The organism is Butyrivibrio sp. INlla18 (assembly GCF_900103635.1).
Classification (GTDB): domain Bacteria; phylum Bacillota; class Clostridia; order Lachnospirales; family Lachnospiraceae; genus Butyrivibrio.
Genome location: NZ_FMXK01000030.1, coordinates 1 through 1,933 on the forward strand (window position 1 = coordinate 1; position 1,933 = coordinate 1,933).

Sequence of the window (1,933 nt, forward strand, 5' to 3'; positions counted from 1 at the left end):
TCCTGTCTTTGACAGTACAACAATAATAATCAACGCCGAAAGCCTTGAATTGTCTGACTTTCGGCGTTATCTTTGTGCTTCTTGAAATATAGTAATATTACCTTTGTTTACTCTGTTTTTCTATTGTTCTCATATCAGATTTGGTAATGAACTCATAGTCAGTTCTGAATCCGCATATTTTGTGGAGGGCATCAGTTAGTTCGTCTCGAACATAAGTGGGCATGTATCCCTGCCCTTTTATGTCTGCAAAATTAATTGATTTCAACTTATCCAGGATTTCTTCGCAGGTATACTTGCTCTCAAGCTGCTTTTCCAATAAACGATATACAAGTAATGCCAAAAAACATGTAAGAAAATGAGCCTCTATTCTGTCATCTCTTTGGATATATACAGGCCTTGCCGAGAAATCTGTTTTCATAATTCTGAAACATTCTTCGATCTGCCATCTGCCTTCACTCACTTTTAGAATTTCTTTGACATCGTCATCTATCAGGTCTGTGCATACAGCATAAAGGCCATCATATCTGGCTTCTTCAGCAACCTTATCCTCATCAAGGTAATAATGGATATCAGCCACTTCACCTTCTTTGGTACAGGCATCCTTGCCTATAAAACGGGCTGGATCATTAGGATTTTTGCGATTCTTTTTGAGCTTTCCTTTTTTTATCATGGCTTCAGCGCGCTGAACCTGAGCCTCTCGGATTGCCTTTTGATATGCCGCATATTTAGGGGAATAGGTGATTATGAGGAGCTGATCTATATTTCCGCTGATGTAGGGGATTTCTTTGTAGTAAAGTTCATCAGAATCATTCGCTTGGATTGCTGCAGCGGAAACTTTCTTATTATCAGAAAGTCTTTTGAATCCCTCCTTACTCAGTGCAAGCTCTTTGTTCTCAGCATCGAGTTTTTTTATTGACTGGGTGACAATAAAAGCCCGTTCTCCAAGATGATTAAATTTGCGGTTATCTGTTGAGCCAAGGCCGGCATCACTGCAGTAAATGAATTTATCATGCCCGAACTGCTGGAGTATTTTAGATTCCAGTGGTTTTAATGATTTTTGTTCATTTTGGTTTCCTCCAAAGATTGAAAATGCCAGTGGAATCCCGTCACCATCAATGAAAAGTCCCATCTGAACGATTGGGTTGGGACGATGCTCTTTGCTCTTACCATACTTTTTATTACCATCTTCCTGCTCAATTTCAAAGTAGAAATTTGAACAGTCATAGTAGAGAATCCTGTCATTGCGCTTTCCAAAAATCTTGCTGCATTTAAATACTTCAGACTGGATAAAATCAGACTCCTCAGCAAGAACTGACAGAGCTCTGTAGACATCGTGCAGTTCATAGGTAGGAGCTTCAAGGTATGACTGAGCTGCTTTATATGCGGAAAGTTTACTGCAAGGATTTAGGATACGGTTATAAACCAAATCTGATAGGATGGCATTCAGGTCGTATTCATACTGATGACGTTGTTTGATAGCTTTGCATATCTTATCCAGTTGGAGTTTGTAATAAACAGCTTGAGGAAATAGATATCCACCTTCAAAGAGCCTACGCTGGGCATAGTCTAATTCTTTATCAGCATGGAAAACAACCTGAACGGATTTTGTTTTACGAGCCTGCTTATACTTTTGAGTTTCGGCAGCGACTTCACTGCGACACCAGGCCACAACATCATCGCGAGTTGGACCATGATCTTTTAGCAATTCAGCAAGAGTACCGAGTTTACGAACTGTAGCAGTGGTGCTTTTTCCAGAATTATCGATATAAGATTTGGATATGTAGAATGATTCTGAGTTCTTGGACTTTGAGATTGTAAGTTTCATAATAAGTACCCCCAGCCCTTATTATATCACACATCACTATATATTGCTATATATTAAGAATAAAAATTTGACAAAAAAATACAGGCCAGATGTGGCCTGTAAGGACTT

The 1,933-nt window shown here is 39.1% G+C and carries 1 protein-coding gene; it reads right to left on the reverse strand.

Going from position 1 to position 1,933, the window contains the following annotated elements; genetic code table 11:
• Nucleotides 1–97: 97 nt before the first annotated feature.
• Complete coding sequence (locus BLS24_RS15080) at nucleotides 98–1,825, reverse strand: IS1634 family transposase (RefSeq protein WP_091761071.1); 1,728 nt, start codon at nucleotides 1,823–1,825, stop codon at nucleotides 98–100.
• Nucleotides 1,826–1,933 lie beyond the last annotated feature (108 nt).